Source organism: Paenibacillus sp. 05T425 (genome assembly GCF_056396205.1).
This window is the reverse complement of record NZ_JBFTLA010000005.1, coordinates 226,759-251,218: the sequence shown is the minus strand read 5'-3', so window position 1 is coordinate 251,218 and position 24,460 is coordinate 226,759. Positions and strand designations below refer to the sequence as shown.

General features: G+C 47.2%; 24 protein-coding genes. 6 read left to right on the top strand and 18 right to left on the bottom strand.

Features of this window, described 5'->3' with window-relative positions; genetic code table 11:
* Positions 1-96 precede the first annotated feature (96 nt).
* The 12 genes from AC1DF0_RS13085 to AC1DF0_RS13030 all read right to left on the bottom strand — a co-directional run bounded on the left by AC1DF0_RS13085 (position 97) and on the right by AC1DF0_RS13030 (position 13,441).
* On the bottom strand, positions 97-522 hold the full coding sequence (locus AC1DF0_RS13085) for a DUF1801 domain-containing protein (protein ID WP_477574293.1): 426 nt from the start codon (positions 520-522) through the stop codon (positions 97-99).
* A 91-nt stretch (positions 523-613) separates the two neighbouring features.
* Positions 614-751: a hypothetical protein gene (locus tag AC1DF0_RS13080; protein ID WP_442053404.1), complete on the bottom strand. Its 138-nt coding sequence runs from the start codon at positions 749-751 to the stop codon at positions 614-616.
* 11 nt (positions 752-762) lie between these two features.
* Positions 763-1,983, bottom strand: a complete 1,221-nt coding sequence (locus AC1DF0_RS13075; RefSeq protein WP_477574292.1) for a Ger(x)C family spore germination protein — start codon at positions 1,981-1,983, stop codon at positions 763-765.
* The gene (locus AC1DF0_RS13070; RefSeq protein ID WP_477574291.1) at positions 1,976-3,085 is read right to left on the bottom strand and encodes a GerAB/ArcD/ProY family transporter; all 1,110 of its coding nucleotides are present in this window, start codon (positions 3,083-3,085) and stop codon (positions 1,976-1,978) included. Before AC1DF0_RS13070 ends, AC1DF0_RS13075 begins: the two co-directional genes overlap by 8 nt.
* Positions 3,086-3,097: 12 nt before the next feature.
* A complete protein-coding gene (locus AC1DF0_RS13065; protein ID WP_477574392.1) occupies positions 3,098-4,618 on the bottom strand; it encodes a spore germination protein in 1,521 nt (506 codons plus the stop codon).
* Between the two features lie 167 nt (positions 4,619-4,785).
* Positions 4,786-5,658, bottom strand: a complete 873-nt coding sequence (locus tag AC1DF0_RS13060) for a carbohydrate ABC transporter permease (protein ID WP_477574290.1) — start codon at positions 5,656-5,658, stop codon at positions 4,786-4,788.
* 20 nt (positions 5,659-5,678) lie between these two features.
* Positions 5,679-6,563, bottom strand: coding sequence for a carbohydrate ABC transporter permease (locus AC1DF0_RS13055; protein ID WP_337101483.1), 885 nt, complete (start codon positions 6,561-6,563; stop codon positions 5,679-5,681).
* 55 nt (positions 6,564-6,618) lie between these two features.
* The gene (locus AC1DF0_RS13050; protein ID WP_475821687.1) at positions 6,619-7,941 is read right to left on the bottom strand and encodes an extracellular solute-binding protein; all 1,323 of its coding nucleotides are present in this window, start codon (positions 7,939-7,941) and stop codon (positions 6,619-6,621) included.
* Between the two features lie 119 nt (positions 7,942-8,060).
* Positions 8,061-9,239 (bottom strand): response regulator, encoded by a 1,179-nt coding sequence (locus tag AC1DF0_RS13045; protein WP_477574289.1) that lies wholly within the window; start codon positions 9,237-9,239, stop codon positions 8,061-8,063.
* Entirely contained in the window at positions 9,226-10,899 is a 1,674-nt protein-coding gene (locus AC1DF0_RS13040; RefSeq protein WP_477574288.1) for a sensor histidine kinase, read from the bottom strand. Before AC1DF0_RS13040 ends, AC1DF0_RS13045 begins: the two co-directional genes overlap by 14 nt.
* Before the next feature lie 189 nt (positions 10,900-11,088).
* Entirely contained in the window at positions 11,089-12,555 is a 1,467-nt protein-coding gene (locus AC1DF0_RS13035; RefSeq protein ID WP_477574287.1) for an RICIN domain-containing protein, read from the bottom strand.
* A gap of 178 nt (positions 12,556-12,733) precedes the next feature.
* On the bottom strand, positions 12,734-13,441 hold the full coding sequence (locus AC1DF0_RS13030) for a MerR family DNA-binding transcriptional regulator (protein ID WP_477574286.1): 708 nt from the start codon (positions 13,439-13,441) through the stop codon (positions 12,734-12,736).
* A 227-nt stretch (positions 13,442-13,668) separates the two neighbouring features.
* Here AC1DF0_RS13030 and uvrA point away from each other — a divergent pair, with 227 nt between their 5' ends.
* Entirely contained in the window at positions 13,669-16,167 is a 2,499-nt protein-coding gene (uvrA, locus tag AC1DF0_RS13025; protein WP_477574285.1) for an excinuclease ABC subunit UvrA, read from the top strand.
* Between the two features lie 112 nt (positions 16,168-16,279).
* Here the strand turns inward: uvrA and AC1DF0_RS13020 are convergent, their stop codons facing one another.
* Positions 16,280-16,645, bottom strand: coding sequence for a GNAT family N-acetyltransferase (locus AC1DF0_RS13020; RefSeq protein WP_477574284.1), 366 nt, complete (start codon positions 16,643-16,645; stop codon positions 16,280-16,282).
* 296 nt (positions 16,646-16,941) lie between these two features.
* A complete protein-coding gene (locus AC1DF0_RS13015) occupies positions 16,942-17,424 on the bottom strand; it encodes a GNAT family N-acetyltransferase (RefSeq protein ID WP_477574283.1) in 483 nt (160 codons plus the stop codon).
* Between the two features lie 575 nt (positions 17,425-17,999).
* Between AC1DF0_RS13015 and AC1DF0_RS13010 the strand changes: the two genes are divergently transcribed.
* Positions 18,000-18,203 (top strand): hypothetical protein, encoded by a 204-nt coding sequence (locus tag AC1DF0_RS13010; RefSeq protein ID WP_442052636.1) that lies wholly within the window; start codon positions 18,000-18,002, stop codon positions 18,201-18,203.
* Between the two features lie 50 nt (positions 18,204-18,253).
* Here the strand turns inward: AC1DF0_RS13010 and AC1DF0_RS13005 are convergent, their stop codons facing one another.
* Positions 18,254-19,264, bottom strand: a complete 1,011-nt coding sequence (locus tag AC1DF0_RS13005) for an AraC family transcriptional regulator (RefSeq protein WP_442052637.1) — start codon at positions 19,262-19,264, stop codon at positions 18,254-18,256.
* Positions 19,265-19,380: 116 nt separating this feature from the next.
* Between AC1DF0_RS13005 and AC1DF0_RS13000 the strand changes: the two genes are divergently transcribed.
* Positions 19,381-20,073 (top strand): DUF4386 domain-containing protein, encoded by a 693-nt coding sequence (locus AC1DF0_RS13000; protein WP_477574282.1) that lies wholly within the window; start codon positions 19,381-19,383, stop codon positions 20,071-20,073.
* An 83-nt stretch (positions 20,074-20,156) separates the two neighbouring features.
* On the opposite strand, the gene AC1DF0_RS12995 is transcribed toward AC1DF0_RS13000, so the two are convergent.
* A complete protein-coding gene (locus tag AC1DF0_RS12995) occupies positions 20,157-20,600 on the bottom strand; it encodes a cell wall hydrolase (protein ID WP_475821670.1) in 444 nt (147 codons plus the stop codon).
* A gap of 147 nt (positions 20,601-20,747) precedes the next feature.
* On the bottom strand, positions 20,748-21,218 hold the full coding sequence (locus tag AC1DF0_RS12990; RefSeq protein ID WP_477574281.1) for a YdcF family protein: 471 nt from the start codon (positions 21,216-21,218) through the stop codon (positions 20,748-20,750).
* Between the two features lie 589 nt (positions 21,219-21,807).
* Here AC1DF0_RS12990 and AC1DF0_RS12985 point away from each other — a divergent pair.
* Positions 21,808-22,224, top strand: a complete 417-nt coding sequence (locus AC1DF0_RS12985; protein ID WP_477574280.1) for a VOC family protein — start codon at positions 21,808-21,810, stop codon at positions 22,222-22,224.
* 60 nt (positions 22,225-22,284) lie between these two features.
* Here the strand turns inward: AC1DF0_RS12985 and AC1DF0_RS12980 are convergent, their stop codons facing one another.
* A complete protein-coding gene (locus tag AC1DF0_RS12980; RefSeq protein ID WP_477574279.1) occupies positions 22,285-22,872 on the bottom strand; it encodes a hypothetical protein in 588 nt (195 codons plus the stop codon).
* A gap of 234 nt (positions 22,873-23,106) precedes the next feature.
* Between AC1DF0_RS12980 and AC1DF0_RS12975 the strand changes: the two genes are divergently transcribed.
* On the top strand, positions 23,107-23,691 hold the full coding sequence (locus AC1DF0_RS12975; RefSeq protein ID WP_442052643.1) for a TetR/AcrR family transcriptional regulator: 585 nt from the start codon (positions 23,107-23,109) through the stop codon (positions 23,689-23,691).
* A gap of 7 nt (positions 23,692-23,698) precedes the next feature.
* Positions 23,699-24,445, top strand: coding sequence for a type I methionyl aminopeptidase (map, locus tag AC1DF0_RS12970; RefSeq protein WP_442052644.1), 747 nt, complete (start codon positions 23,699-23,701; stop codon positions 24,443-24,445).
* Positions 24,446-24,460: the final 15 nt, after the last annotated feature.

Sequence of the window (24,460 nt, the reverse complement as noted above, 5' to 3'; positions counted from 1 at the left end):
AAGATTAGCCGAATAGGACGGTATGAATTGTAGTTCGTTTAGACCCCAATTATCGGAACAGGCTGCAATATTAAGTTGAAATAAAAGGATGATTTGTCATTGCGCGTCCGGATACATTGCTTGCGTAAACACCATAGATTGTTTAATTAATACCTTTAAAACATCGATATCTATATCTGCCAATTTATTAACGTAGACACATGATTTCGCAGATGTATGCTTTCCTAACCGTGATAGGAGCTCTACCCGTCTTGGATCCCCTGGTTCAAAGTATAAGCTTATCTTTGCTTTCCGGGGAGAAAATCCCGCAAGCGGTGCATCCCCTTCGTGACCTGTCGCATATTTGTAGTGATAAGAACCAAATCCAATAATGCTTGGCCCCCACATTTTCGCTTCGAACCCCGTCGTTTCCGTAAAAATATCAAGTAATCGAAAAGCATCTTCACGCTTCTTCATATTTTCAATCTGCTCGATAAACTCGATGACACTGTGGTCGGTTTCTTTTGTTTTCTGTTCGTACATCCGTTTATTTCTCCTCCCTGATAAATCGTTATATCAAGCTTCTAATATTATCTAATGCTTCCAGAGTGATGTCCACATGAATTCCTTCATGCTATTTTCGCTTCCAACTCGGGTCACCGATATCGTGGAGCAGCTTGTTGATTTTGTGTACCGCGTACGGAACAGCGATACTCAGTATCGCGCAAACGAAGCTTAGTCCGGATGGAATCTGTCCGATTTTGAACTCCATAGATGCTCTCCCTATCTTGTCTCGGTCTGATTAACCGATCCGATTCGCCGAATTTTCACGGTTACCGATGTTGTGATATCGCTTTTGGAGAAATAATTGATTCCGTTATCCCAATTTTCTTCAACCTCCTGCCATATGCTCGGTTTGTTTTCTCTCAAATAGGCGGCAAATCCCAACACGTCTTTCTTATACTCATCCCGAGTCTTCGAAATCGTTTCTTCCGTCAGCTTGACGACGGCTGCCTCCACCTTTTTCTCCAAATTGTCCAACGTTGTATCGCTTAAATAGTCCTCGCGTTCAAACGCCTCCGAGATACTGCCTTCCATCGTAATGACGACATGAAAATTCAAATGTTTCGGATCGCTTGCATTTACCTTTATTTCTTTTTTCGAACGCTCTACCTCGAAGACGACCAAATTATCCTCCACCTCGACCTCGATTAACCCCCGGCTATTATTCCCTGTAATATAATTGAGCCCTTGCGTTTCGCTTTCGTTAAGAAATCCGATAAGACTATTCGTTTTGCTATCCATGACGGAAGCCCCGATCAAAGACGCGTCACCGTTCTTCACCGTCAATTTCTGCAGGGTAAAGCTTTCGTGCTTCAGCAAATACTCGTGAACGTCGCCAATTCTCGTGTCCATGTGAATGCGCATCAGCTCCTTGCCGTTGCGCGAGATGTTATTGATGAACAGGACGGGCGTCCGCTCGCTCTTTGGCATTATGTCCAGCGCGCGCGACGCCTCACCCTTGGCAATCATAACGGATACGTTGCGCCTCGCGTCGTTGTTCCTTAGGAAATAGTCGAGTACGTTGGCAAATCCGTATTTGGTCGCCGCCACTTTCTCCGATACGATAATAAGCTTGAGATGCTCCAGAAACGGCTGCCGGCTTAATTGGGAGGAAAGCTTGGCCAGTACGTCCTGCATGGTCCTGCCCTCTACATGCACATTAAAATAAGCTTTGCTCGAAGAGACCCCTCCTTTCGGCTCCGCCATTTTGAGGGCAGCGGGAACGACGACCTGAAACGTAACTTTGAACTTTTGCATGCTGTCCTTCCGATTGGATTGATCGTCGCTGACTTGCTGCTCAGAAAACGATTTTTTCTCGACCTCATCTATGGCAACGCCAATTACAAAGCCCCGTTGTTCAAGCTCGATCCGATCCCAGCAACCCGCAGCGAACACGGAAGCAGCCATTAAGCAGATAAATACAAGTACGATTCTAGCCACGGGCTTTCCCCTCCCGAATTTTTACGATCAAGAACAACAGCCCCGGTATGATCAGTGCGGTAAATATCCCATAGTAGCTTAAGACCAATCCCAGATTGCTTAATTCCACGATATTCCCGGGAATCATAGACAATAAATAGATGACTGGCGCAAGGACGTACATCAGCTTCCTCTTCTCCGCCGAGAACATAAAGTTCGTGGAGATGACGGTCACATCCAATGCAAGCGATGTTGTGGCGAAGATCGATACGATCCAAAAAATAAGGAAAAGAGACTCCAGCCGCTCGAAAAACTCGCCGGGTACGCTAACCTCTCTTGCAAGCTCCAACGTCGGATACAAAATGTTCTGAGTGACCTCCACAGAGAAAATGCCGATGACCGCTATAAATATCATCATGTACGTGACCGTTGATATAAGTACGGCAAACATCGTATACTTAGGTGTTTTGGCCGGGTTTCTAGCCAAGCTGCTATAAAACAACACGATTTCAAAGCCCAAAAAGGAAAACAATGATTCCTTTGATCCGTCCAATAGTTTCATAGGTCCCGTATGGAGGAGCGGCTTAAGATTATTGAAATCGAACAGTTTCATGCCAAGCAACAAAAAAATACCCKTCACGAGCAGCACGAAAGGCAAAAATATAACCGTCAATCGGATCAAGCCGACCCTCGAGCCGGAGACGGCATAGATGACAACAAGCAGGAAGGCCAGCGAAACGACTTCAATCGGTGTTTTATCGAACAAAAACTGCTTGGATAGCTCGGCCACCGACCTCGTAATGTACGCCGTAAAGATGATGAAATAACCCGCATACACGCAAGCGATGAAGAACGCAACCGGCTTGGCTGTAATCGACGTAATATAATCCAAATAATTTCTTCCATTGAAGCGAAGCGATAATCGCGCAAGCATATAGGCGACCAGCAGAGTGGCAACTCCCGCAAGCAGGATGGATAACCAGCCGTCCGGCGAGTCGGTCGCCTTCGCGACCGCGCGAGGCAGCGTTAAGATGCCAACGCCTACCATCAGCGAGCCCGTCGAAAACATCAATTCCTTCTGATCGATTTTCTGGTCGCCGTATTCCCAGTTATCCGTGCTCACAAGAGATGCCTCCTATTTCGATCGTTTCTTATCTTCCGGTTGCAGCATTTGCGGCCTTTCTTTCAAGAAAGAAACGGGCGCTCGCAATATGAGATCGTTCCAATCCTTCAGGAACATCGGCGAAATCGGCGAGGAATAAGGCACCCCGAAGCTTTTTAGATTAACGACGTGGATGCAAATCATTAAGAAAGCGAGAATAACGCCGAACAAGCCGAACACGGACGCCGCCAGCATGACAAAAAAACGAAGAATCCGCGTAATAATCCCAAACGAATACGACGGCAAAGTAAACGAGGCGATCGCCGTTACCGCAACTACGATGACCATGATCGGACTGACGATGCCTGCCGATACGGCCGCTTCGCCGATAACAAGACCGCCTACGATGCCGATCGTCTGCCCGATGGGCTTAGGCAGGCGCACGCCGGCTTCACGCAATATTTCGAGCGTCACTTCCATCAACAGCGCCTCGATCACCGCGGGGAACGGGACCCCTTCGCGCGATGCCGCGATGGAGAAAGCGATATTTGACGGAATCATTCCGTGATGAAACTCTGCCAAAGCAATGTAGAATGCGGGAAGAAAAGTCGCGATGAACGCGGAAATAAATCGCAGCAGCCGAACCAGCGAGGATAGCAGCCAGGGCTGATAGTAATCCTCGGGCGAATTGACGGCAAGCGCAATCGTTACCGGCATAATTAAATTGAATGGCGTGCCGTCAACCAATATGGCTACCCGCCCTTGCAGCAGCGAGGAGGACACACGGTCAGGCCTCTCCGTATTCAAGATTTGTGGAAAAGGCGATAGAAAGCTATCCGTTATCCATTGTTCGATATATCCGGAGCCCTCAGGATCATCCATCTCGATTGTCAGAAGCCTTCTTTTCACTTCTTTCACAAGCTCAGGATTGGCAATCCCTTCGATATAGGTAACGATGACTTCCTTCTTCGACCTGGTGCCAAGCAAAAAGGAATCCATTCGCAAGCCAGGATCACGCAATCTTCTGCGAATTAAGGCGCTGTTGGTGCGAATGTCTTCCGTGAATCCATCCTTAGGCCCGCGAATGAGCGATTCCGTCTGCGGCTCTTCGATCGCTCTCCTCATCCAGCCCTTGCTTCCAATGATGAGCGCCCGCTGCGTACCGTCGATAAATAAGCAAGTATCTCCCGACAGAATTGAGAATACTGCCTCGTCCAGGCAGTCGATCAACTGAATTTCTTGCAATGGGAGGACATCGTCTTTCAGCCGTCTGATTAGCTCATCGCCATTCATCTCTTTCAGATCCGCTTCAGATTCATTCGGCTTGTAGTTGATGAGCGGTCTCATGAGATGTTCATGTATCAAGGTTTTGTCAATCAATCCATCAATGTTAACGATGATGCAATAACGTCCCGATTGACCGATATCGATTTCCTTCGTAATCAAATCGCCCGGCGAATGCAGCAAGGAATGAATGGCATTCACGTTATTTTTCATTTGCTCCGACAATAGGGTTTGTTCTGCTTCCGTGCCACCGTTGTGTTGGTTTACCATCCGTCTCTTAAGCATGGTCGTCAGCCGTTTCACATCTGCACCGCTTTCTCTAGCCAATATCTCCAAATTATTCCCTAGTTCAAGCCGAATGAAACAATGCTCGATAAAAGGAAACACAAAAAAAGGCGGCGAATGATCACCACCTTTCCTTATTTGACCGATATAACTTAACCTTTGACCGCGCCGTCCATCAAACCGCCGATCAGTTGCTTTTGAAACAGCAGCACGATGATCAACAGCGGAATAATGCTGATGACCGAACCTGCCATAATAAGCTCGTATGGCGTTCTAGCGCCAGATTCCAGCGTCCGAATCGCAAGCGATATCGTTTGCTCGCTCGGTGAACGAAGAACGATTAACGGCCACAAGAAGTTATTCCATTGATTGACGAAAGTGATAATGCCTAGACTGGCAAGCGCCGGTCTTAAGTTCGGCAGCACGATCGACGTAAATATTCTGAACTCGGAGCAACCGTCGATTCGGGATGCTTCAAGCATTTCCGTATGAATGCCTGAGCTGTACTGACGCATGAAGAAAATACCGAAGGCGCTGGCCACATTTGCTACGATAACGCCCCATGGATTGTCGATCAAGCCGAAGGCGCGATAGATTTCGAACATCGGAATAATCGTCGTCTCCGAAGGCACCATCATGGAAGCGAGTACGATGCCGAACAAAATACCTTGGAATTTGAATGTGTACTTCGCAAATGCATAACCGGCAAGCGTACAGAAAAACAGGGCAAGCGCCGTATGAAGTATGGCAATAAAGAAGCTGTTGTACAGGACGGTATCGAAAGCCCGCTCTTTGAACAGCAGCGTGAAGTTGTTCCATTGCGGATTGGTCGGAATCCACATCGGTGGATTAAGGAAGATATCTCTTCGCTCCTTCAGCGAGGAGCTGATCATCCAAAGCAATGGGAATAATGAAGCAAACGTAATGATGATCAGCATTAAATAAGCAAGCCCTTTGTTGATCAAATCGCGTGGTTTAAGCGATTTCTTGGGCGATGTTGTCKCAGTTATCGTTGCGGAAGACAAGGGAATCCCCTCCAGAAGTCTTAATCGTTATCTCTCGTTACGCGCATTTGAATGAACGTAAATATCATCATCAGGAAGAAGAACATAATGGCAATCGCGGATGCGTATCCGAAATTCAAGTTCGTGAAGCTTTCTTGATAGATGAGCAATACCGGCGTCGTCGTCGAATTAAGCGGGCCGCCTTTGGTCAATACGAGCGGTTCCGTGAACAAGCCGAACGAACCGAGCGTGGATAAAATGACGCAAAAAACGAGAATTTTTTTGAGCAGCGGCAGCGTAATGCGAATAAGCACTTGGAAAGGCGTCGCGCCGTCGACGTATGCCGATTCATAAATGTCTTTCGGTATGTTCTGCAGACCAGCCAAAATAAGAATCATGTTATAGCCCATCCAGCGGTAAAATACCATTGCCGCTACCGACACGCGCGCCCATACAGGCGAATCGAGCCACAAAATCGACGCGTCAATGAGACCCAGTTGCTTCAAAATCACGTTAATAAGGCCGTTGTCGCCATTCAGCATGATCGAGAATACGAACGCCACGGCAACGACTGCCATAATGTTCGGGGTGAACAGCGACATTCGGAAGAAGCCCTTCCCTTTCACCCAACTCGAATTAAGCAAGACCGCTACGAGCGTAGCCAACAGCAGCATGAGCGGTACGTAAATGACCATAATAATCAAACCGTTCGCGATGGTCAGCCAGAACACATCGTCCTGAATGACACGCGAGAAATTGTCCATGCCGACAAATGTTTTCGTTTTGCCGCCGTTCCACTCCACCATACTTAAGTAGAAAGAGTACAGAAACGGATAAAACAGAAATACGCCGAACAGGATAAAAAATGGCGATATAAACAAGTAAGGCGCGGATTTCTGCTGCCATCTCCACCATTTGGAAGCCATTGTGCCTCATCCTCCATAAATCAAGGGCCCTCGCCGGGCCCTTGTCATTGATTTGCTATTTACGGCTTGTACGGCTGCGGAGCTCGTCCGCTGTTTTCTTAAGCGTATCGGCTACCGATGCTTTGTTAAGGAAAACTTCCGCGAAAGCGTTCTTCGTCAACTGATTGGCAACTGGGAAATCAACCGTATACGATTGCGGAGCGATCTGCTCGAGCGCTTGCGTATACACTTGTCTTACCGGTTGACCGCCGAAGTATTCTACCGGTTCGGAGAATACCGCATCCTCATAAGTCGTCGTAAGCGATGGCAAGGAACCTGCATCCTTCATCATCGTCACTTGGGATTCTTCTTTGCCAAGCATAAATTCAATGAACTTCCAAGCCTCTTCCGTATGCTTGGAGTTCGCGTTGATCGCGAGGTTCGAACCGCCGTCATTCGCGCTTGCATATTGGTCGTCAGCCGACCATTTCGGCATCGGTGCTACGCCCCATTTGCCAGCGCTGTCTGGATCGATCATATTTTCAAGCAAGCCTTCGTACCATGCAGCGCCTACGATCGTCGCTACTTTGCCGTCCGCGAACGCATTCAACCAGCTTTCGGAGAAAGCTTCGGCGTCGTTCACGATGCCGTCATTTACCATGCCTGCATAGAATTCTGCTGTTTCAATAACTTTAGGATCGTCAAGCGACACGTTGCCGTCCTTATCGAAGTACCATAGACCGCGCTGCCACATCATCGTTTCGAAGAAACGGTTGTTCGAACGCGTCTTCGAATCCTGGAACATGAAGTTGCCTGTTTTCTCCTTGATAATGTTGCCGACTTCCTTGTAATCCTCGAACGTCTTGATGCGGTCAGCAACCGCTTCAGGATCGGATGGCAAACCAGCCGCTTCGAAGATATCTTTACGATAGTACATAACTACAGGACCGCTGTCCCAAGGCATAGCGTACACTTTGCCGTCTTTCGTTGCGTCTTCCCACTTGAACGGAACGATCTTGTCTTTGTATGGCGCGACTTTGTCGCTAAGATCGTACAAAGAATCGATGTTGACCATTTGAGCCAGGTTGCTTGATTCAACCGCGATAATATCAGGCACTTTGTCGCCTGTGTTCGCTGCGATCAAGTATTTTTGATAAAGGTCCGTTTGACCCATGAGTTGATATTCAATTTCGATGTTCGGGTTCTCTGCTTTGAACGCTTCCATGTTAGCGTCAAGACCGATCTTCGCCGCATCCCAAATCCATACGACTAGCTTAACCTTCTCATCTTTGCTTTCTCCGTTTGCGCCATTGTTGTTATTACCGCCCGAAGAGCAAGCGCTCAGCAGCAAAATAACAGCCATAAGCAGAAATAAGGACGATTTCCATCTCTGTTTCATACTTGTGTGTACCCTCCTTTTAATGTTTGCATGAACAGCATATCGGTTATCGTTCGGGCGTAAAACGGAAATCGGTTAGGCCTTCGTCGTTATTTTGTTCGGCGGCAGCGCGCAGGTTGCTATTTGTTTGATTTAGTCGTTAATTTGTTCTCGCGGTACTCTGACGGCGTCATTCCGGTATAACCCTTGAACCACTTGCTGAAATGTTTGTTGTCTTCCATTCCAACTTTCTCGCCGATCAGGTTAATCCGCCAATCCGTCTGTACAAGCAGCTCGGACGCCTTGCGCAGCCGCCTGCGATGAAGAAATTCAAGAAAACTGACACCCAGCTCCTTCTTGAACAATGTGCTGAAGTGGCTTCGGCTAAGCCCGATGCTCTCCGCCAGCTGCGAAGAAACGATCGGCTCATCGAGATGTTCATCTATATAGGCAACCGCCTTCATAATCGGCGTCGATACGGCGTCTGTTCTGAACTCGTATTGCTTCTCCAGCTCTGCCGTCTTCATCGTCCGGCTAATCGCTTCCATGAAATCAGACTGCTTCGTCAGAACATCCGACTTCTTCCAAGTCATAATTGTTTCCGCTGCATTCGAGCATTCAAGCAACAGCAGCTTTAGCCGTTCTGCATCTCGAGCCGGCGTGACGATTATTAGCGGAGCGCCTTCCGCATGAAGGTGTACAATTGGCAGATCCTGACCGTTCAAATCTGAAGCAGACTTCTCGTCCAGCCTATGAACAATGGTTAGCCCTTCCTTGGCGTCAAGTCCGAACAGACTAAACAAAACGACTCCTTCAAGCGAGTGTTTCTCCATGTACTGCCCGATGAACGCGTTAAGCTGCTCGCTATTCCGCCCTTCCGTATACCAGGTTCGATACATGGCATTGGTATCTTCCGTGCTTGGCGCGCTCGACCGATTCCATTCCTCTGTAATCTTCATCAGATAGCGGTCCACCGTTTCGGCGTCCATCGCCGTCTTAAGCAAATAACCTGATGCGCCAAGCTCCATCCCTTGCTGCGCATAAGCGAAGTCCGAGTGGCAGCTGAGAAATAATATTTTGGCTTCGGGGTTCGCTGCTTTAATCTTCGTTGCAAGCTGAATGCCGTCCATCTGCGGCATAACAATGTCGGTGATGACGAGATCAGGTTGAAGTTCTTCATACATCTCCCAAGCAATCTCGCCGTTCGGCGCGTTGCCTACCACTTCCATGTCCCAGCGCTTCCAATCGACTGTATGCATAAGACCGACACGAACGAGCCGCTCGTCATCGGCGATAATGACTTTTCTAATCTTCGTCACGCACATTCTCCCCTTCCTGGTACGGCCATCTGATCTCGATAATAGTGCCCTTCTCCGCATTCGGCAGAATGCGAATACCGTATTGCTCGCCGAAGTGCAGCTTGATCTTCTGGTCGACGTTATACATCCCGAGTCCGCCTCTTCCTTTGCGCGGAGGGGAAGGCTTGATGACGTCGCTAGGCGATTCAATCCCTTTGCCGTCGTCATAGATGCTAAGCACGATCTGCTGCCGATCGCGGTACACTTCAAGGGCAATCGAACCCGTACCGTCGTCGAACGCGTGATAAAAAATATTTTCGTACAGCGGCTGCAACGTCATGCGAGGAATCCAAGCACGTTCCAATCCCGGCTCTATATCCTCGGTATAGGTGAAAGAATCGCCATAACGATAATATTGGATCTTAATATAGTGGCCAATCGTCTCCAGCTCTTCCTCGAGCGGAACGAGCTCATGGCTAATATCGAGATTTTCCGACAACAGAGCAGCTAAATGGTAGATCATACGGTCGATATCGCTTCTTCCCGCCATCCTCGCCCGCCATTGGATTGCATTTAATGTATTAATGATGAGATGCGGATTGATCTGATAATGAAGCGCTCTAAGCTCCGCCTCGTTCTTCAGCTTCTCGGTCCGCGTAATGTTGGTAATTAAGGACCGAATTTGCTCCGTCATGAAGTTGAAGCGAGCGCCAAGCCTGGACAGCTCATCCATGCCCTTCACCTCGACCGCGGCATCAAGCTTGCCTCTGCTGAACTCCAGCATCGACTTGTGGAGCGACACGATTCGACCCGTGAAATTGCCCGACAATACGCGCGCCATTATTAAAGCAGCGATCAAAGACAGAAGTCCGATTAAATATCCGTAATTCCGAATGACTCCGGAAGACTTATTGATCTCGCTTTGCGGCAGCCTGGCTGTTATGGTCCAATCATTTATACCCAATGTTTCCGTGAATACGTAATCTTTGCCCGAAAACGCAGGTTTTTCCGCCGATTCGTAGATCAACTGGCCGCTGGCGTCGCTTATTTGTAAATAAGACTTCGTATCCTGCTCGAAGGATTGGAACAGACTCGTCATTGCCTTCGCATTCACGTCAACGAGAATTCGGCTGCCCACTGGTACGGCCGCCGCTTGCAAATGAAGCGGTACGATTAGACTAATAAGCGGTCCGTTCGGCTGAGGAGAGCTGTAATAACCGCCTGAATGAAAGCCGGTCCATTGCCAAGCCTGCTGAGGCTGAGACCCGTTCCACCAATTTGCTGCGAGCAACGAAGCTGAATTCACATTCCGGCTGCCAAGTATTTCGCCGTCCGGCGTAATGACGAATAGCCCTTCAACGATCGGAGATACGTGAAAGGAAAGAAAATCGATGAAGCTGTTCAGCTCCAAATATTCGTGATAGGACTTCGGATCTGTCATTATTTTTTTGCCGGGAGCGAGCAAATAACCTTGAATGTCTCTCGACAACGCATCCATTTCCTTCAAATGCATATCCGTAACGGTCACAAGCTGCTTCATTGCATACCGATTGTAATCCTGGAGCTGATCGTTTACGATATTGGCCGACTTCGAATAAGAAAGAATACTAAGGGCAAGGAGCGGTATAAGCGCACATATAAAAATAAGAAGCGTCATTTTACGCTGAATGCTGGAGCTCATCAACAAAACGGTTCACCTAAGCCTTTCATCCTGTCAAGTTTCATTGTCAGTACTATCATTATATCGGACAAATCGACTACAGTCGGGTTCATTTGTACGATCCTAATCGTAAATATGTTTGATTCATTGTATCAATCGCGTGAACGCAAAAAAAGGGCGGCTCTCCTGGCCGCCCTCTTCCGATTCATCTTAATTCACTTCAATAATCTGCCACTTCTGATTCGCCCCGCCCCAATAGTCGTATTGGATGACGGCCGAATTATTTGCTGTACCGCTTGCATCCAGCGATTTGCCGCTATTGCGGTTAATAATCCGATATGAATTGTTGCCGACATAGGTGAATGTCCATTGCTGATTGTTCCCGCCCGAATACGTGTATTGAATGACGGTTCCGTTATTGGCAGTAGAAGCGTTGGCTACATCGGCCGCCTTCCCGCTGTTCACATTCACAATCTTGAAGTAATTGCCTGCGGCTTGAATGTTCCACTTCTGGTTGTTGCCGCCCCAGTTGTCGTATATCTGGATTGCTGCGTTGTTAGCGGTTGACTGCCCTGCTACATCAAGCACCCTGCCGCTGCTTACGTTAACGATCTTATATTTCTTGGCGGGATCGAAGATTCCTCCGCCCGTGTTCCCTGCGATAACGCCCGTCGCCGCGTCGATATCTACGCTCGGATACCAATCCATCTGCAGCGTTGTGCTCGTCGGGAAAGTTAGCGGCAGCCATACGTATTGAGAATTATTGACCGCTTCGCCCCAGGCGCCAGCCCATCGATCTCCCATGAACAGATATGACGTCGTTTGACTGCCAACGACCGGAATGACGTAAGTGGATTGAGAACTGTAGGTGACGGAATCGCCGAAGTTAACCGGATTCGTCCATGTCCCTTCGATACTGGATGCGGTAGCGTATTTGGCTTGGTTCGGATTCCAGCCCGTTGCTCCTGAAGTAATTAAGAAATAGGTCGAGCCGCGCTTGAAGATAGCAGGAGCTTCCCGGTAGGCTCCGATCCAAAGTGTATGAACGAGCGCATCTACGCCAAGGAAGTCAGACGTTAATCGGAAAATGTTCATATCCGCGTTCACTCTCGTGGAAGAGATCAAATACGCCATGCCATTGTCGTTGTATACGGTCATATCTCTCGAATCCTTATCGAGAGGACGGAAGCTGCCGTGATACGTATACGGCCCTTCAATTGAAGACGATGATGCAACAGCAACTCTACCTTCCCCGTAATCCACTCCATTTTCCTTATGCATCCACATGACAAACTTGCCTGTCGAGCTGTTGTATAGCAGCTTAGGTCGCTCAATATTAGCGGTGGCAAGCTCTCCACCCATACTTTTGCTTAGCAAATGGGCGCGGAATTCCCAGTTTTTCAGATCAGTCGAGCGATAAAGGGATACCAGATTTGTTCCATCGCGATTTTCGCCTAGCCAATAATAATAGTTACCATGCTTGAGCATGCCGCCGCCATGCGCGTGTACGACATTTCCGTTTGTGTCTGTAAACTGAACGCCACTCGTCACATTTACGTTTGCCGCTTCTGCAACAGTTGGGAATTGAGACAAGCCTAGCGAACCTGCAAGCAATACCAGCAACAGCATACACAGAAACATTTTGTTACGCGTGTTCAACCGTTCAACCAACATCATCAAATCTCCCTTCATGGTTTGGACTTGTAAAGCGCTTACATTATTGATTATAGGCATGTCTTTTTGATGTGGAAATCGTACAATTCGGACTTTAGTGAACTATTGTTACATTTTTTACCTATTCTCAAAAAATTTCAATGCTAACAGCCAAAAAAAGACTGCGGCCGCAGTCTCTTATTTATGGCTTGAGGTCTCCCATTTCTTCCATCTCTATTAAACGATACAAATACTTGATTCCTCTCATTCGGTTTCGGTTAATTTGGTTTAAAAACTGCAACGATTCCTTCGCGATACGTCTAGCCTGCTCGATATTGTTATGATCAAGCTCTTCAATAACCTTCCTGATCGTATCTAGTGACCATACAGCCGTTCGCAACGTTCCAATTATAAGTATTTGTCTGATCTGCGTCGGTCTGAACACGCGGTATCCATTCTCTTCATTGCGAGAAACCGTTATTAAGCCCATCTTCTCCCAATGACGAATCGCCGATGCCGGCACCGATGTGGCTTTCGAAACTTCGCCAATGGACATCCACTTCCGTCTTCCCCATTGGTCAAGATGATCGAGCTCTTTGGAATCCAATGCTTCGATCGTTTTCTCAGCCATCTGTTTATCGCGCTGCAGAGATGCTTGCGACTCGTTCACAACCCATAACGCTTCATCGGTGTTATTGTTCAGCAGCAGCTTTAATACTTCTACCGTTTTCATCATCCCGAACCCTTCGCCCATTGCGCGGATGCATTCAAAGTAAGCGAAATGAAGCTCCGAATAATTCCGGTATCCGTTGTCGCTCCTCTCTACCGGCGGCAGAACGCCCCATGATTCGTAATGCCTGAGCGCACTTGTACTAATATTCAATTTCTTGGCAATGTCGATCGGTCTCATAAAAAGTACGCCTCCTAGATGGGCAAGTTTGCTTACTTCGAAAGAACAAAGGTTCATCTATAACCTTAAATAGCAATAATAAACTTTCAAAGCAAGAATGCATGAGTAGTAAGATCAAATTAAGCTCAACCTTATCACTTGCATTAATATTATAAGATTAAGGTATCAAAGGAACGAAGGAGKAGCAAGTTTAATTTAATCCTAATCTATCTGATGGAGGTACAGCTTTGAACGACTTCATTGAAATACGAGGTGCGCGTGAAAATAACCTCAAGAACGTTACGCTTCAAATTCCAAAGTACAAGCTGGTCGTCCTTACAGGTCCCTCAGGCTCTGGCAAATCAACGCTCGCCATGGATACGCTGCAGCGCGAGTGCCAGCGTCAGTATATGGAGTCCATGGGGATGACCTCGGAATCGCTAGCTAAGCCGAAGGTCGATGCCATTATAGGTCTCTCCCCCTCGATTAGCGTCGGGCAGCATGTGACGAATCGAAACCCGAGATCGACAGTGGGAACCGTAACTGATATTTACACGTATTTGCGCATTATTTATGAGAAGCTTGGGGAACGTTCTTGCGTGCATTGCGGTACAAGATTCATTCCGAGTCCGTCAGCGGATGCGGAAACTTCTACGAACGAAGACGATGAGCCGGCAAGTATGGCCGCTGTTCGATGTCCGCATTGCCATGGAGAGATGGAGCGTTGGACGCGGAGACACTTTTCCTATAATACACCCGACGGCGCTTGCGAAACCTGTGGCGGCCTTGGGCATACGGTGAGCTTAGATCTCGAAGCCGTATTCGATCAGGAGAAAAGCGTTCTCGGAGGCGGCGTATCGATATGGTTCGAGATGTTGGCCAACTACCATACTTCCGTTCTGAAAGCTGCCGCAACGCATTATGGATTACCCTATAATCCAGAGCAGCTCCTAAAAGAATATAGCGAAGCTCAGCGGGATCTGTTGTATTACGGCGTCGAGAGCGATGCGTTCATTCGTCACTTCCCGGATATGAAGCCGCCAAAGACGGTGAACGGAGGCAAGTTCGAAGGCGTTGTAACGGGAATATGGCGCCGCTACAAGGAGAAAGGCGGAGAATCGGGCGAAGGCGCTTTATTTCGGGAACAGCTCTGCGTAGACTGTCATGGGGCTAAGCTCAAGAAAGAGATTCGGGACGTAACCGTAGGCGGCTCCTCTATCTCCGATATCGCAGGCTGGGCACTCCAAGACACCGTGTCGTGGCTGGATGCGCTGATGTGTCAACTCGGACCGGATGATAAGGAGCAGGTCGAATCGATGCTGCATGACTTGACCGTTCGGACGAAACGTATCGTTAACGTCGGACTCGGCTATCTCACACTCAATCGACAGTCGGTAACGCTCTCGGGCGGCGAAGCTCAGCGGCTTCGGCTCGCTTCTATACTAGGTTCAGGTTTGACGGGCGTGCTCTATATTTTGGACGAACCTACTGCGGGACTCCATCCGAAGGATACAGCCGGATTGATTCAGGTGCTCGGGCAGCTCCGAGATTTGGGTAATACGGTGCTTGTCATTGAACACGACGTGGAAATGATGAAAGCTGCCGATCATGTCATCGACATGGGGCCAGGTGCCGGCAGCTTCGGAGGCAGCGTCGTTGGCGAAGGCACATTGGAACAGCTAATCAACAACGAGCATTCGGTAACAGGCACATTCCTGCGAGAGTCCGCCAAGATGAACGGGAAGACGACTAGACGTATCGGAAATGGGAAATGGCTTACGGTTCGCGACGCCTACGAACGCAATTTGAAACATATCGATGTTTCGTTCCCGCTCGGACGCCTTGTTGCCTTAACTGGCGTGTCAGGATCGGGAAAATCAACGTTGCTGTTCGACCTCGTTGCTGCCGGAGGCAGTGATGATCTCAAGCGTAATGGCTGCGGCAGCATAACCGGCTTTGACGCAATCGGCAACATCGTAACGGTCGACCAATCGCCTCTTGGCAGGATGAGCCGCTCCAACGTAGCAACGTATACCGATGTATTCACATCAATGCGCAACCTATATGCCGGGTTGCCCGAGGCGAAGAAAGCGGGACTTACATCCAAGCATTTCTCCTTTAACACGCCAGGCGGGCGATGCGAGCATTGCCAAGGGCTAGGTGTCGTACCGATGGATATGTTCTTCCTTCCTGGGCTTGAGGTTCGTTGTCCTGCATGCCGCGGTAAGCGGTTTAAGGAAGAGGTACTTCGCGTCACCTACAAAGGGCTGTCCATTTCCGACCTGCTTGACCTTACCGTTCAAGAAAGCTTACCGCTGCTCGAAGGGCAGGGCAAAATGGACGCGCCGATCTCGCTCTTGAATGAAGTCGGTCTTGGCTACTTGCATTGGGGACAATCCATCGTGACGTTATCTGGCGGCGAAGGCCAGCGAATTCGACTGGCGAAGGAACTTAGCGGCAAGTCAAAGCAACACACGCTGTACTTGCTCGACGAACCATCTACCGGCCTGCACCCGCGGGATACGAAGCAACTGCTTCTGCTTCTGGGCAAGCTTGTCGACGCAGGCAACAGCGTAATCGTCGTCGAACATAATCTCGATGTCATCCGTGAATGCGACTGGATTATCGACATCGGTCCAGAGGGAGGACATGAAGGCGGTGAATTAATTGCCCAAGGAACACCGGAAGACGTGGCCCGAGTCGATGCCTCGCATACTGGAAGGTATTTACGGGAAGCGCTGAGGTAATCAGCCTAAATAGACAGATAGGACCTCATACTCCACGCACTTGTGGAATATTGAGGTCCTTATATAAAATCGTACGACCACCTACTTACATATTGACGAACTATCAAGCTCGTCAAGGTTGAGCACGCGTAACATCGAGGTGCATCCGCAGCAACGGTCCACCCGGTGAGTTGGCGACGCCGATGACGACGAACCCCACCGATTCATAAAACGCCTTGGCGTGATTGGCGGACACCTCTATACGCAAACCGCGACGCGCAATATCGGCGATTAATGCACTCGCAACGCCTTGACGCATCCAGTTAGGATCAGTGAACAGATCTTCGAGTTCTAGGAAGTCGTCGACCGGACGCGCCGATACGAAGCCGACGACCCGCCCGTCAATAACTGCAACAAGCGCGAACGGCAGCATCGGTTCGTCCCAGGCGAGCCACTCAGGATGAGCGGCGATTAGGTCGTGGTCGGCTTCGTTTGTCAACGAGGCTCGGCGATACACGTCACGGATCGTATCGACATCGCCCGTGACAGCTTTCCGAAAGATATCGCCATACCATTATCAAACTGATGAATCCACTTTCCTTCTCGTTTGAGGTTTTAAATTCTGTCTCGAATCATTAGGGAGAACTGACTCTCCCCCTCTACATTTACTAATGTTTTCTCCAAGGCTTGAATCTCGATTGATAGGATAAACCGCTTAAGCTCAGCTATATTCATAATGAGCCAACGCTCCTCGTCCAATAGATAAACCGTCCAATATACAACTTACCCTTCTTCCTAAAGCGATAATTCTTTTATAAACCAAGCGTCCGTAGCATTGTGCTCTGAACCATCTAGTGGTCTTTCAAGTTGTTGGAAACCTAATTTCATGTAAAGGAGATTTGCTGCTTCAAGTTTCTTCAATGTTTCTAAGTAACAATGTGTATAGTGTTCCTTCGCGAATTCGAGTGCTACTTTCATAAGCTCCTTCGACAGACCCATACCTTGAGCTTTGGGTGTAATGTATAGCTTTTGCAACTCGCAAATTCCCGACTGCTGCCCAAATGATGCAATTCCCACTCCGCCTACCACTTCATTTTGTTCATTCACTGCAACCCAATACTTAGCCTTTGATTGTTCTTTGTAATATTGTGCCAGCTTGCTCAATTGAGGGTCAAAATAGGCTGTTCCCGGAATGTTTAGATTAAATGATTCCAATGAGCACTTAATAATTCGCTCTATTGTTTGATTGTCCTTTTCCTCAATTTCACGAATTTGCATTGATTCATTCCCCCAATAACTAATATCTAAATAATCATAATTTAAACTCAAATATTATTCACCAATTCATTCAACCTATTCGAGTAACTGACCCATTTGCTCATCAAAAAGTCAACCAATCGTATGACCGGCTGCCTTGGTGTAGTTATTCAGTAACCTCTCCCGTTAGTTTAATAAATCGTGCATTCCTGGGATCACGGGATTGTATAGAAGTTCTTGCCTTGAGTCGGTGACAAGAACTTCTATACAAAAAACTAAAAAGCCGCAGTTTATGCGACCTCTGTTGTAGAGATGTTCTTGTCATCCGACACTGAACGCCTTACGCCTTTTTATATCTGCTGGCGCCAAAACGTATGCGGCCATAACGTAAGCTTTGATAAGATCATTTATGTCGCCACTTTTGTGTCTTTTGACACACGTCAGCGATGTGTCTCTAGACACCCATTAACACGCCAGTATTTTTGTATTATTTGTTTAATGAGGACTTCATTCCTATTCATTCGCGACCGATATAAAGAATATTGATTCATTACCGCGACTATAGTCATGAAATATCAGGAAAGAAGGGTTACTTTATGAGAATAATTCACCGCAAGCCGATCAACGCTACTTTGCTTCAAGCAGGCATTAGGACTCGTTCTTCGAATTTCGCCGCAACGGCAGCCGTAGAGAACAGATCGACGAAGCGCAGAGGAAAATTTACGACCGGCATGATTAATGGAGCGCTTTTGGTTGTGCCATTCTGGCTTTTGATCGCCTGGTTGATTTTTCACAACTAAGCTAACGTTCTCCGATAGCTTAATGTTTTACTGTGATACGGTTAACCGCGTTAGCTATAACTGCAAGTTTCCCTATACTGTCCCGGTGGCAGCCCAGTCCATCTCTTGAATGCACTCTGAAATGCACTAGGATCTGAAAATTGAAGCAAGTAACCGATCTCAGCAACAGTATACTGAGGTCTTTTCAGATAATGAATGGCAAATTCCATTCGAGCTTTGTTGAATAGGTTGTTGTACGTTGTCTTCTCATGGTTCAGATTGGCTTGCAACGTACGTACGCTGATATTAAAATTTCGTGCCGCATCTTTAACGCCCGGAAACGTGGAAGGCATACTGCGGGCAATCCATTTGTACACCTGGTCTGCAAATGTTCGGCCATTCAGCAGTTGATTTCTCGCTTCTTCCGCGTACTCCTTAAACGTGCTTAACAGCTCACGATTCGAAAGAATGATGGGATACTGCATCGTCTCATTTTCAAGACAAATGAGATTGACCTCGCTTTCAAACCTAGGGTTAACGCCGAAAAGGTTGAAATATTCCGATCTATTGTCCGAAGCCTTATGAGTAAATTGCAGCTTCGTAAGCGCGATGTTGCGACAGCTCAGTTTAAGAAGAATCTGATACAAGGAACTAACCATACCTTCTACCGAGTGTCTGGATGGTTGTCTGGCCGAATCACAAACGTTGAACCGGATGGCCGTTTCCCTCTGATCCGTTTCCCACTCCACATCAATTCCACTGCACACAATAACGTTATACCTCTGATAAGCAGCAAGTGCTTCCCCTATCGTATGACAATGCAGCAACACATAACCAAGAATACCGAGGCTGGAAAGTTCGATTGTTTGTCCTAAATGAATACCAAATAGGTTGTCATTCGTAAAAGCCGCTGCGGCTTCCAGCATGCGGTCGAATTCCTCTTCACGGATTCGCACCTCCGCTTGATGCAGGATCTCCTTATCGAACGAAGCAAATTGACAGAATGAATCCAACTCATAACCTTCCCTTATCAAGTAACTTAGAATCGGGTGAATGAGCGTAACAGACAAGCCAGGGCCCAAAAGCTGTTCCTCCTTTCGCAACGGAGCAATATTTTTGCGTTTTGCAACATTTGAAGATGAGGTACTCCCTACTATGATTATTTTATCAAATAGTTAGCCAAGGGAGTGTAAAAATAATGAGCCGTACCGGAATGCGCACAATGGGAATCCTGCTGCTGGTGATGCCTCTTCTTATTTCCGTCTCGTGGACGGGACTTATGATCACATTCGACTATCCCGATATTTTGAGAGAACCCGTTGAAGTCATCCTGCATAAGTATCGCGAAGGCGGCCTGACATTGAAATTGTACTGGGCCGGAATGGTCGTCTCGAGCTTGCTCATTATACCGATCGTGATGATGTTTTACCGCCTCACAAGCCATACGCAACGAGGCTTAAGCCTCGTTGCAGCCGGCATTGGGCTCTCCAGTGCGATCTTTCATGTGGTTGGCTTCTCAAGATGGTTGTTTACCGTTGATTCTTTAGCCGAGCAGTTCGTCGGTAATGAACAGCTGACATTGGCCCAAAAACAAACTGTCGATATTATTTTTAATACACTCCATCTGTATTTGGGCGTAACTGTCGGAGAAACCCTTGGTTTTGTGACTATGGGCGTGTGGGCAATTCTAATGAGTGTTACTTTATATCAATCGGGCAATATCAAAAACTGGGTGGCAATTCTCACGATTGGATGTGGAATCGGTATTCTAGCAGGTATTTTTGAGTGGGCCGGATTGTCCATCGCCGTTGAGATCAATGCGTATGCCTATCAATTGTGGATTTTGATCATTGCTTGTTTAGGAATTTCATTCATTTTGCGGAGTAGATAGCAACTTTATTCGACTAAACTCAAAAAAAGCCGCGATTTACGCGGCATTTAATGAAATAAAGTTTTTGTTATGCGACACAAATATTAAAACGTATTATATACATTTTCACACTCTTCCGCAGTCGGTTCATAAAAACAGTGCTTCTTCCATCGTCCTGCGATTGGTTGGTTATACCAAGTTGGCGGACACGGGCCGGGATTTTCGAATGATCCTGGACGGAAGTACCATAGGGAGTATTTGGCTGGCCAATTCCGTTCCCCGTTCACAGTCCGTTGCGCCAGACGGCGTTCCCTGTCTCTTGCGCTTTGATAATACATACCGTGCTGCAATGCTTCGAACGCATGCGGCTGGTTGATCATTTGGGGAATTGTACGGATATCTTTAAAATCGGAGCAATTCGCTCTTATTCGGTTAATGCCGACATTTCCAACAAGGAGCATGCCCATTTCGCCTTCGGTCTCAGCTTCAGCCCGAAGCAATCTTGCCAACATATCAATATCCTGTTGCCTAGCCTTTACGACTGCCATTGGCTCACCTCTTTAGGTTTCTAGACTCATCATATTGTAGGTGAAGCGGATGTGTTACTCAGGCAAAATGTAAGGCGATAATAAATAACTGTTTCACCGAACAACGGCAGCCGATCATGAGACCGGCTGCCGTAACGTCTTGTTGAGTCAGTATTTAAAGAGATATTTATAATATGCTGGGAATTCTCGTATTATTGAGTATATATCTCTAAACTCAAAGATATTGGCATGAGCTGCATACACTTCTTTAATATCCATCTTTCTAAACGCTAATTTTGTCCTAGATACATGAAAATATTGAGTAATAACCATGACGGAGTCTAATTCTAAATCATCAATAATCTTGCTGGTATTTTGGGCGGTCATATATGAGTTGTACCCATTATTATCCTCTATAATTTTATCTTCCGGTATCCCTTTATCTACTAAATAAGATTTCATAACTCTTGCCTCGTCGAAACCTTCCTTACCAATACCACCACTTACAATGATAATAGTAAAATAGCCCCCATTATAAAGTTCTACAGACGTGTCTAATCTTGCTATTAACCGATTAGAAGGCTGACCATTAACTTCTACTTTATTTCCTAATACTACAGCTACATCAGCAGGTTTCAATTCATCATTCAACCCATCTATTATTACGAATGTAGTGTGAATGAGAAACCAGATGAAAAGAATTGCTACTACTATTAAAAATCTTTTAATGAAAACAAAGTTCAATCTCTCACCTGCATTCTCTTATTTTAGCGCATGAAACGTTCCACGCAATCCTCGTTAGAGCATTCAACGCTCCCTATTCAATTTTTCGTATAATATCATCAGGCTTTCGGACACAGTTTGATTAGCAGTGTCGATGACGATATGATCTCGGTCCCAAATATTGTACTGATACGTTGCCTTTAAATCTTTAGTCAAAGCTGATGACAACGTGGTCTTCCCCGTGCCGGGTAACCCGCTAAAAATATAAAGCATTAGATTCGACTCCTTACAAAAATCTTTTTCGCGACCTAACTGGTAACCATGCAAAAGATTCCAACAATGTGCCCCTCAAACTAAAATATGTAATTTTCATATCGGTAGCCCCGAATTAACTGTGTTTCAACCTCCTGTMGTAATTTGGGTCCCATACAACTTGAAAGCCCTACTTCAATGTAGTTTGACATCCAATTTATCATAATGCTACTGTATACTTGAGGTGATCGAAATGGCAGAAACAGCCAAAAGTATGTTTGTTAATTTACCAGTTAAAGACCTGAAGAGATCTATGGAGTTTTTCACCACAGTAGGCTTTGAATTCAACCCAAACTTTACTGACGACAATGCAACTTGTATGGTCATCGGAGAAAACATTTACTCCATGTTGTTGGTTGAAGAGTATTTCAAGACCTTTACTAAGAAAGAGATTTCTGATGCATCCAAAACGACCGAAGTCTTAATTGCATTAATGGTCGAGAGCCGCGAAAAAGTGGACAAGTTAGTGAACAGCGCGATTGCGGCAGGCGGCAATATTGCAAATGACACTCAAGATCTCGGCTTCATGTATCAGAGAAGCTTCCTTGACCTAGACGGTCATCAATGGGAAATCGGATTTATGGATGAAAGTGCGATCCCGCAAGAGTAAGAAATTATGAGATTTCTTGTTTCAAGCATACGTAGGGATGATGTCTTTGAGGCATCATCTCTATTTCATTAGGTTCAAATATTCGAGTTCTTCAAATACAACCTCTAACTCTTTTAGTACGTCGTCAAGTAGTTCTCTTTGTGGTTCGAATTGTACATCGAACTTGTTGACACTGGAATGGACCGACCACCCCTTTAGACTATTCGTAAATGAATTGTAAATCGTATCTAAGCGATTAGAAAGCGTTAATAACTGCTCTTTATCCATAAGAGGCAATTTAGTTTTAAGACTATTTACGATTCTGTTACATGCTGAATCAAATTCGATAAGAAAATCCGAATAGGTATTATACAATTCCAAATCTGCGTTCCTAATGTCATGAGTCACTTTTGGCATTACATTATAACAGGGTTGTTCAAGTATCCAATATAAATCAGATTGTTCTTCATTAAAGTATGGGAAAACATCGTCATCGTCTGCTATTTCATTGATAAATGCTTTGAAGATCCTCAATTCTTTCTCCCTATCAACAAACTCATTCATAAGGATTGCAGATTCAAGTTCTTTTTGCTTCGACTTCCCATTCAGAAACAAAAATCCATTTATTCCAAGCGAAAGGATAAGAAGAATGATTACACCTTCTCGCATCCACTTCCACCTCCTCTTCATTTACATATATTACATCTAATTCCTCTAACACGTCGACTGCTACGAATATCAAAAAGTCCTGAATGTTAATTGGATAACCATTTGCATCCTCTATTTTAATATCTGACCATCCCTACTCATTCACCAACAGATAATTTGCATATCCCCGCCCAATACGTTACAATCTTTATATCGACAAATTTGCAGGTCTATAAAAAGGAGGTTCACACGCCAATGTGCCCCCGTACCAAAGAACAAAATGAGCTTATCCGCATGCAGCGTAGAGAACAGATCATTGACGCCACCGCACGCGCCTACTTCCGCACCGGCGGCAGCTTTGATATTCGTGACGTTGCCCGCGAGGCCGAGCTCGGTTACGGCACGGTGTACCATTATTACCCCAACCGACATTTATTGATTGAAGATGTGCTGGGCAGCGGCTTCGAGCGATGCGAGCAAGCCCTAGCAGAATGGGCGACAATCCGTGGCGAAACCCCGAATGATAAGCAGCTGTTGAGGTATTGCAAGGCGCTGCTCCGGCTGTGGCAGGCGGACGCCCGCACCTATCTTGTCTACAAAATGGCGGCGGAGCATTATGCAGGCTTGCCTGAGAAGGACCGGCACGCCGCTAAGAGACAATTCATGGAACGGCTATACGTACCGCTCCAATCGATCGCCCAATGCGAAGACGACAGCGTCGACCATATGCTTGCCGTTCTGGTCGGCTGCTGCGGGCTGTACTACTATGCAGGCACTTCCGAGCTGGACGTCGATCGTATCACCCAGCTCGCGATGAAAGCCATTACGAAGGAGTCCTAATACGAACATGGTCATCTTAAAAAGCATGCATGAAATCGAGGCCATCCACAAGGCATGTCAAGTGGTAGCCGAATGCCATCGCACGATCGCCCCGCTCATCCAACCGGGTATCACGACGAACGAGATTGAGCGAATCTTCGAGGACATTATCTTGAAGCACGGGGCCAGGCCATACACGAAGGGTTATAAGGACTATCAATATGCGACCTGCGCCTCCGTCAACGACGTGATCGCGCATGGCTTCCCTAGCGATAAGCCTCTTGAGGAAGGTGATATCGTGACGATCGACACGGTCGCGGAGCTCGACGGCTGGCTCGGCGATTCGGCCTGGACCTATGCGGTCGGGAAGATCTCGCCGACGGCCGAGAAGCTGATGCGCGTCACGAAGGAATGCCTTGACCTAGGCATCGCACAGGCGCAGCCCGGCAATCGGCTCGGCGACGTGACGAGCGCGATTCAGCGGCATGCCGAATCGAACGGTTTCGGCGTCGTACGAGACCTTCTCGCGCATGGCATCGGCCGAGACCTGCACGAGGCGCCGAACTATATGCATGTCGGGAAGCCCGGCAAAGGCCTCCGCATCAAGGAAGGCATGGTATTCACGATCGAGCCCATGATCACCGAAGGCACCTACTACATGACAATCGATGCGGACGACTGGACCGCGCGGACGCTGGACCGCAAGCTCGCCGCCCAATACGAGCATACGATCGCCATCACTTCTGAAGGTCCACGGATCCTGACCGCGCAATAAAATAATTAGAGGTCG